Raw genomic sequence first — 7460 nt, forward strand, 5'->3', positions numbered from 1 at the left:
GGGCAAACCGGTCGGCGCTGTCCCAGGGGCGTGGCACCAGCGCCGGGGCCATGGTGGGCAGCAGCAGTGCGTCGGCGCCCAGCACGCGGATGGGCGTGCGAGGGGACTGGTCATTGGCGCCCGCGGCTGTATCTGCTTGCGCCACTGCCGCCAGCTCCAGCAGCGGGCTGGCGCGGGCCACCTGCGGGTCGGTGGCCAGGCGTTCGTACAGTGCCTCGGGCAGGCTGCCCTGCATGGCGCGCAGCTCCAGGTCGGGCTGACCGTTGACGGCGCGCACCGCCTGCGAGAACTCGTCCAGCGCCGACGCATTGATCACATGTACCGCAAACGCCAGTGCCACACCGAGCATCACGGCCGCCACCGCTGCGGCGCTGCGCCAGGGGTGGTGGCGCAGGTCTTGCCAGGAGAAGGTGCGGAGCAGGGCGAGCATGGCCAGCATTGTGGCCGCAGGCGTTGGGAGCCTGGGTTTTTGACGCACATCAACCTTGCATTTCAACCCCCTTGAAGCCGCGATACCGCAGGCCTATCTTGGAGTCAGGGCCCGCCCTCCTGCGCTGGCTCAGTTGTCTGTTTCAACCCCTTTTCAGGAGCCAAAACCATGAACTCTCTCGTGACCCGTGGCAGTCTGTTTGACGACTTTTTCAAGGACATTGCCCCCGGCTTTTACGTGCGCCCGCTGCATGGCGACAACCTGCCTTCGCCCAGCCAGATCAAGGTGGATGTGAAGGAAACCGAAAGCGGCTACACGGTGCAGGCCGAAGTGCCCGGCGTGGCCAAGGAGGACATCCATGTCTCGCTCGAAGGCAATGTGGTGAGCCTGCGCGCCGAGGTGCGTCAGCACGATGAAAAGCGCGAGGGCGAAAAGGTGCTGCGCAGCGAGCGCTACTTTGGCGCCGTGGCCCGCAGCTTCCAGCTGCCCGCCGATGTGGACGCCGCGCAGGCCAAGGCCAAGTATGACAACGGCGTGCTGACGCTGAACCTGCCCAAGAAGGTGAACAAGGCGGCGCAGCGGCTGAACATCGAGTGAGCGTGGCTCGCACAACCCTTCTGGCGTCGTTGCTGCGCTTGGCCAGAACCGCTGCGCTGGGCAGTGTGATCCGCTCTACGCCTTCGCTGAAGTTCGGGTTTGCCTAGGCGGCGATGCCGCTGGCCGTGAGGCGCAGCACGCGGTCGGCCCGCGCCGCAGCAGCGTCGGAATGGGTGACCAGCACCAGCGATGCGCCGTGCTCGCGTGTCTGCGCCAGCAGCACGTCCATCACGCGCGTGGCGGTGGTGGGGTCGAGGTTGCCGGTGGGCTCGTCGGCCAGCAGCAGGGCGGGGTGGTGCACCAGCGCGCGGGCGATGGCCACACGCTGCAGCTGCCCGCCGCTGAGCTGCTGAGGCAGCCGTGCGCTGAAGGCCTCCAGGCCCACGGCGGCCAGCATGTGCTGCACCCGGGCCGCGTCGGTTTGGCCCAGCAGCATCAGCGGCAGGGCCACGTTCTGCGCCACGTCCAGGTGCGGCAGCACGTGGAAGGCCTGGAACACAAAGCCCACATGCGCACGGCGCCACAGCGCACGGGCGGTGTCGTCGAGCTGGCCCAGGTCGGTGGTGCCGTGGGTGATGCTGCCGGTGTCCCAGGTATCCAGCCCCGCCAGGCAGTTGAGCAGGGTGGACTTGCCCACGCCCGAATCGCCCACAATGGCCACAAACTCGCCGGGTGCCACGGCGAACTGCACGTTGGCGAACACCGGCGTGCTGCCGTAGTGCTTGCCCAGGTTCTCCACATGCAGCAGCGTCATGGCCTGGGCTTCTCCAGGCGTTGCAGCACGGCCTGCACCAGCGTGGCCACGGCATGGGGCTGGTCGCAGGCCATGGCGTGGCGCTGCGGCATGCTGCGCAGCCAGGTGATCTGGCGCTTGGCCAATTGCCGTGTGGCGGCGATGCCGCGTTCGTGCAGGAAGGCCGTGTTCAACGGGGTGCCCGCAGGGCGGCTGGCCTGGAAGTCGAGTTCTTCCCACACCTGCCGGTAGCCTACGCAGCGCATGGAGGGCAGGTCGGGGTGCAGGTCGCCGCGTGCGCGCAGGGCCACCACCTCATCAATGAAGCCGCTAGCCAGCATGGCGTCGAAACGCTGGGCGATGCGCTCGTGCAGCCAGGCCCGGTTGTCGGGTTCCAAGGAAAAAAGCGCGCTAGCGCCGGTGTTGTTTGTGTTGTCTGCTACCTTTTTAATAGTGTGAAAGCTCGACAACGGCTGGCCCGAGACATGCCACACCTCCAGTGCACGTTGAATGCGCTGGCTGTCGCCGGGGGCCAGGCGCGCGGCCGTCACTGGGTCCACACGCGCCAGCTCGGCATGCAGGGCAGGCCAGCCCTGCTCGGCCGCCTGGGCTTCGATCTTGGCGCGCACCTCGGGGTCGGCGGCGGGCATGTCGTCAATGCCATCAAACAGGGCCTTGAAGTACAGCATGGTGCCGCCCACCAGCAGGGGCAGTGCGCCGCGCGCGCGGATCTCGGCGATGAGCCGGGTGGCGTCCTGCACAAACTCGGCGGCGCTGTAGGCCTGCAGCGGGTCGCGGATGTCGATGAGGTGGTGCGGCACGGCGGCGCGCTCGTCGGGCGTGGGCTTGGCGGTGCCAATGTCCATGCCCCGGTACACCAGGGCCGAGTCCACGCTGATGATCTCGACCGGCCTGCCCTGTTTGCCCAGCACGGCGGCCAGCGCCAGCGCGCCGGCGGTCTTGCCCGACGCCGTGGGGCCCGCCAGGGCAATGGTGGGGAGGGTGTCAGGCGTGCTCACGGGGCGCTCCAAACTTCTGCACCAGCGTCCACGAGATCACGGCCAGCACCACCGACCAGAACCAGATCCCGTTGACCAGCGGCCACACCGTGCCATCGAGCCGCAGCCCCAGCCAGCCGCCAATGGCAAAGGCCGCCAGCATCATCATGAAACCGTTGAGCGCGGATGCGACGCCTGCCGCCTTGGGGAAGGGCCCTACGGCGCCACTTTGCCCGCATGGCTGGTGGATGCCGTGCGCCACCATGAACAGGTAGAACGGCAGCGTCAGTGCCCAGGGGTGGTGCCAGCCCATCCAGGCCACCAGCGCCATCAGCGTGCCGCCGCTGGCGCTCAAGGCTCCGGCAATGGCCACCGTGCGCTGCAGGCCAAACCGTGCCAGCAGAGCGCGGCACACAAAGGTGCCCGCAAAGTAGGCCACGCAGGCAGACGCCATGACCCAGCCATACATGGTGCGCGTGAGGCCCAGCACGTCGATGTAGACGAACGAGGACGACGCCAGAAAGGTGAACAGCCCGCCATAGGTGGCCGTGGTCTGCAGCGAAAACGCCCAGAAGGTGGGGCTGCGCAACACCTGTTGCCAGGTGCCCACCAGCGCACGGGGCTGCAGCGCTTGGGGGTTGCGGTGGGCCAGGGTCTCGGGCAAGCGCAATGCCACCAGCGCCAGCGTGACCACGGCATACACCGTGAGTGCCAGCAGCGCAGCGCGCCAGCCCAGCCATTCGCTCAGCAGGCCACCCATGGGCGCGCAGATGCAGGCCACGATGCCCAGCCCCGTGAGCGCCTTGGACATGGCGCGTGCGCCCTCCAGCGGGGTGTACAGGTCGCGCACGATGGCGCGCGCGCACATCACCACGGCCCCCATTGCAGCACCCTGGGCGATGCGCCACAGAATCAGCAGGCCCATGGTCGGCGCAAAGGCACTGCCCAGCGAGGCCACGGTGTAGATGGTGAGCCCTGCCAGCAGGATGGGGCGGCGGCCAAAGCGGTCAGACAGCGGGCCCCACACCATTTGCGAGCAACCGAACGCGAGCAGCAGCCCGCTGAGCGTGAGCTGCGCGGCCGCCATGGGTGCGCCAAGGTTGCGGGTAAGCGCGGGCAGGGCGGGCAGGTACAGGTCGGTGGTGACGGGCTGGATGGACAGCAACAGGGCCAGTACCAGAATGGCCAGGCCGGGTTGGACAGAGACAGGGGCGGCCGCAGACGCTGCGGTGGCGGAGGGGGCAGACATATCTGTCTGAGCGTACCAGAAGGGGTGGGCGCGCTGCAGGCAGGGCGGTGGACCCAGGCGGTGAGAACTTGCGCAAATTTATGTATGACAAAGGTCGCGCGGGTGACATCCTGCCTTGCGCGGGGCGCAGCACCATGGTGGGGCGGTGGCTGGCAGCCCGTCATGCCTTGGACGCTGTTCTGAGTGACGCTTCGCCCGGATGCTGCACCAAGCAACACAACACAACACAACACAACAAGGAGACAAGCCATGGACAAGACTCCCAGCGCCTCTGCGGCGCAAACCACTCACCCTTTGCATCCTGCGCAGCCCCGGCGTTCTTGCGCATTCCCCGCCGCGCTGTGGCGGGCAGCCTGCGCTGCGGCGGCACTGGGTGTGGCCTTTGCGGCCCCAGCCCAGGCGCAGGCCCCGGCGCTACCAGCGCCAGAGACCGTGACGCTGGACAAGCTGGGCTACATGAGCACCTTCCCACCCGAAGGGGCGCAGCGTGTGGACCTGAGCAACTCGTACAAATACCCGCAGCTGCGCTGGGCCGTGCAGCACCTGCGCGAGCTGCAGCCGACACGCAATATCCGCCGGGGCGGTGCCGCACCATCTGCGTTGCCGGCCGACCCGCGACCATTGGGCGCAGTGGCATTCGATGACGACAAGGGCCAGCCCATCACGGTGGACCAATGGTTCACCCGCACCTACACCGATGCGCTGGTGGTGATGCACAAGGGCCGCGTGGTGTACGAGCGCTACGACAACCAGATGAAGCCCTACTCGCCGCATCTGCTGTTCTCGGTCACCAAGTCGTTCACCGGGCTCATGGCGGCGCAGCTGGCGCACGAGGGCAAGATCGACCCCGAGGCACTGGTGACCAAATACGTACCCGAGCTGGCGGAGTCTGCCTGGGGCGACATGAAGGTGCGCGATGTGATGGACATGACGGGCGCCGTGCGCTTCCGCGAGGTCTACACCGACCCCACCACCGAGATTTTTGGCTACAGCTGGTCCAGCGGCCTGCTGCCGCGTCCGCCCGGTTACCAGGGGCCGACCAATGTGTACGACTTCCTCAAGACGCTCAAGAAGGAAGGCGAACACGGCGCAGGTTTTGTGTACCGCACCGTGCATTCGGAGGTGCTGGGCTGGATCGTGTCGCGCGCTACCGGCAAACACTGGGCCGAGCTCATGGGCGACAACATCTGGCAAAAGCTGGGCACCGAGGAAGACGCCCATGTGATGGTAGACAGCGTGGGCACGCCCCTGCAGGGCGCAGGCCTCAACGCCACGGCGCGCGACCTGGCGCGGTTTGGCGAGATGCTGCGCCTGGGCGGCAGCTTCAACGGCCAGAAGATTTTTGACAAGGCCGTGATCGACGACACCGCCAAGGGCGGCGACCGAGAGAAGTTCAAGATGGGGGGCATGGCCTTTCGGCCGGGCTACAGCTACCGCAACCAGTGGTGGGTGCTGCACAACGCCGACGGCGCCTACGAGGCCGCCGGCATCCACGGCCAGTTCATCCATGTGAACCCGGCTGCCGAGATGGTGGTGATCAAACTGTCGTCGCACCCCGTGGCGGGGGCAGGCTTTACCCACCCGCTCACCCTCAAGGCCTGGGCGGCACTGGCGCAGGCGGTGCGCCGCTGAGACAGCGCGGCTGACTCGTCGCGGCGAGCCGCTGCGCTTACTTCAGGTGAAACAGCGAGGCTACGGCCTCGCGGTACTGCCGTTGGCCCACAGAGTTGGTGTTGTGGTGCGAGCCACCTTCCACCAGCACAAACTGCTTGGGCTCTCGCGCTGCCTCATACAGCTGGCGGCCCAGTGTGGGGCGGATCAGGCTGTCGTCGCTGCCATGCACCACCAGCAGCGGCGAGCCGATCTCGGCCACCTTGCGGATGGATTCGAACCGCTGCGTGATAAGGGGCGACACCGGCAGCCAGCCCCACTTGAAGGTGCTGACCACGTCGGGGATGCTGGTGAAGGTGCCTTCGACGATGGTGCCCTTTTCATCCGGCACCTGGCGCGCCAGATCGATCGCAATGGCGCCGCCCAGCGAGTGGCCGAAGATGTAGCGCGGCTTGTCCGGGTGCTGCTCGGCCAGCCAGTTCCAGGCGGCGCGGGCGTCCTCGGCCGCGGTGGCCTCGGACGGCAGGCCTGCGCTGCTGCGCCCAAAGCCCCGGTAGTCGATGGCCAGCACCGAAAAGCCCAGCTCCTGCATGCGCCGGATGCGGCCTGACGAGCCCGCCACGTTCCAGCGCGCGCCGTGCAGGTACAGCAGCACCGGCGCCTTGGCCTGGGTGTGGGGCAGCCACAGCCCGTGCAGGCGCTCGGCCTTGCCGCTGGCGTCGGAGGCGAACTCGATCCACACGTCCTGCATGCCTTCGGTGGACGGCGCGCCGCCCCAGCTGCGGTCGCTGGGCTGGAAGATCCATTCGCGCTGCTTGGCGTCAAGGGTGGCGCAACCCACGCTCACGGCCACCACCAGCCCCAGGGATGCAAGAAGAGGCATTCGTTTCATCGTCCGACTGATTCTGGCGCAGGTACAAAAGTTCGGTGAGGATCAAGCACGGGAGCCGGTGGCTTGCAGTGGTGGAGCAGACGGTACCCCCGGCGCCGTCCCGGCGCTGGCGCCAGCACGCCGTTCACGACAGCCGCGAGGCCGACTGCATGGGCGAGGAGGTATCGATGGAAAGCTCTCCTGCATCCTGCGTGGTCACGCCGGCCGCCAGGCGCACACGCAGCGCCAGGTCGGTGCGCGAGTCCGCGTTGTGCAGGGCCTCGTCCAGCGAGATGCGGCCGTCGGTGTAGAGCTGGTACAGCGCCTGGTCAAAGGTGCACATGCCGATCTCGGTGCTGTGGCCCATGGCCTCCTTGATGCCCGAGAACTCACCCTTGGCGATCAGGTCGGCGATGTAGGGCGAGTTGAGCATCACCTCCACCGCAGGCACCAGCTTTTCGTGCAGGCCGGGGATCAGGCGCTGCGAGATCACGCCGGCCAGGTTCAAGCTCAGGTCCATCAGCAGCTGGTGGTGGGCGTCTTCGGGGAAGAAATTGATGACCCGCTCCATGGCCTGGTTGGCGTTGTTGGCGTGCAGCGTGGACAGGCACAGGTGGCCGGTCTCGGCATAGGCAATGGCCTGCTTCATGGTGTTGCGGTCGCGGATCTCGCCGATCATGATCACGTCCGGCGCCTCGCGCAGCGCGTTCTTCAGGGCCTCTTCGTACGACTGCGTGTCGATGCCCACCTCGCGCTGGTCCACCACCGAGCGCTTGTGCGCGTGCAAAAACTCCAGCGGGTCTTCGATGGTGAGGATGTGGCCCGTGACGTTCTCGTTACGGTAGTTGATCATCGATGCCAGCGTGGTCGATTTGCCCGAGCCCGTGGCCCCGGTCACCAGCACCAGGCCGCGCTTGCGCAGCACCAGCTTTTCCAGCACCGGGGGCAGGCCCAGCGCGGCCAGCGGCGGG

7 protein-coding genes and 1 pseudogene are annotated in these 7460 nt (G+C 67.3%); 2 read left to right on the forward strand and 6 right to left on the reverse strand.

Annotated elements, in window-relative coordinates; translation table 11 throughout:
- Window positions 1-439, reverse strand: a pseudogene (locus DBR23_RS16765) (ABC transporter permease); the annotation flags it as partial.
- Window positions 440-598: 159 nt separating this feature from the next.
- On the opposite strand from DBR23_RS16765, the gene DBR23_RS16770 reads away from it, so the two are divergent.
- Window positions 599-1027: an Hsp20/alpha crystallin family protein gene (locus tag DBR23_RS16770; protein WP_015013295.1), complete on the forward strand. Its 429-nt coding sequence runs from the start codon at window positions 599-601 to the stop codon at window positions 1025-1027.
- A gap of 103 nt (window positions 1028-1130) precedes the next feature.
- On the opposite strand, the gene DBR23_RS16775 is transcribed toward DBR23_RS16770, so the two are convergent.
- From DBR23_RS16775 to DBR23_RS16785, 3 genes are read right to left on the reverse strand one after another with little or no spacing between them, the layout of a single operon-like run.
- Window positions 1131-1781 carry an ABC transporter ATP-binding protein gene (locus DBR23_RS16775; RefSeq protein ID WP_108498998.1) on the reverse strand — a complete coding sequence of 217 codons (651 nt, stop codon included), beginning with the start codon at window positions 1779-1781 and terminating at the stop codon, window positions 1131-1133.
- Complete coding sequence (miaA, locus tag DBR23_RS16780) at window positions 1778-2779, reverse strand: tRNA (adenosine(37)-N6)-dimethylallyltransferase MiaA (protein WP_108499003.1); 1002 nt, start codon at window positions 2777-2779, stop codon at window positions 1778-1780. Before miaA ends, DBR23_RS16775 begins: the two co-directional genes overlap by 4 nt.
- On the reverse strand, window positions 2766-4007 hold the full coding sequence (locus tag DBR23_RS16785) for a multidrug effflux MFS transporter (protein WP_108498999.1): 1242 nt from the start codon (window positions 4005-4007) through the stop codon (window positions 2766-2768). The genes miaA and DBR23_RS16785 overlap by 14 nt, the downstream gene beginning before the upstream one ends.
- 249 nt (window positions 4008-4256) lie before the next feature.
- Between DBR23_RS16785 and DBR23_RS16790 the strand changes: the two genes are divergently transcribed.
- Window positions 4257-5639, forward strand: coding sequence for a serine hydrolase (locus DBR23_RS16790; RefSeq protein ID WP_233250512.1), 1383 nt, complete (start codon window positions 4257-4259; stop codon window positions 5637-5639).
- A gap of 37 nt (window positions 5640-5676) precedes the next feature.
- Here the strand turns inward: DBR23_RS16790 and DBR23_RS16795 are convergent, their stop codons facing one another.
- Together DBR23_RS16795 and DBR23_RS16800 are read right to left on the reverse strand one after the other, a co-directional pair.
- Window positions 5677-6510, reverse strand: coding sequence for an alpha/beta hydrolase (locus DBR23_RS16795; RefSeq protein WP_108499000.1), 834 nt, complete (start codon window positions 6508-6510; stop codon window positions 5677-5679).
- 124 nt (window positions 6511-6634) lie between these two features.
- On the reverse strand, window positions 6635-7460 hold an 826-nt coding region (locus DBR23_RS16800; RefSeq protein ID WP_233250513.1), incomplete at its 5' end, for a PilT/PilU family type 4a pilus ATPase.

The organism is Acidovorax sp. HMWF018, assembly GCF_003061035.1.
GTDB lineage: Bacteria > Pseudomonadota > Gammaproteobacteria > Burkholderiales > Burkholderiaceae_C > Acidovorax > Acidovorax delafieldii.

What these genes read in the sequence shown, in the direction of transcription:
- DBR23_RS16770 (WP_015013295.1), top strand. Translation starts at nt 599, where the DNA reads ATGAACTCTCTCGTGACCCGTGGCAGTCTGTTTGACGACTTTTTCAAG.
- DBR23_RS16775 (WP_108498998.1), bottom strand. Translation starts at nt 1,781, where the DNA reads ATGACGCTGCTGCATGTGGAGAACCTGGGCAAGCACTACGGCAGCACG.
- DBR23_RS16785 (WP_108498999.1), bottom strand. Translation starts at nt 4,007, where the DNA reads ATGTCTGCCCCCTCCGCCACCGCAGCGTCTGCGGCCGCCCCTGTCTCT.
- DBR23_RS16790 (WP_233250512.1), top strand. Translation starts at nt 4,257, where the DNA reads ATGGACAAGACTCCCAGCGCCTCTGCGGCGCAAACCACTCACCCTTTG.
- DBR23_RS16795 (WP_108499000.1), bottom strand. Translation starts at nt 6,510, where the DNA reads ATGAAACGAATGCCTCTTCTTGCATCCCTGGGGCTGGTGGTGGCCGTG.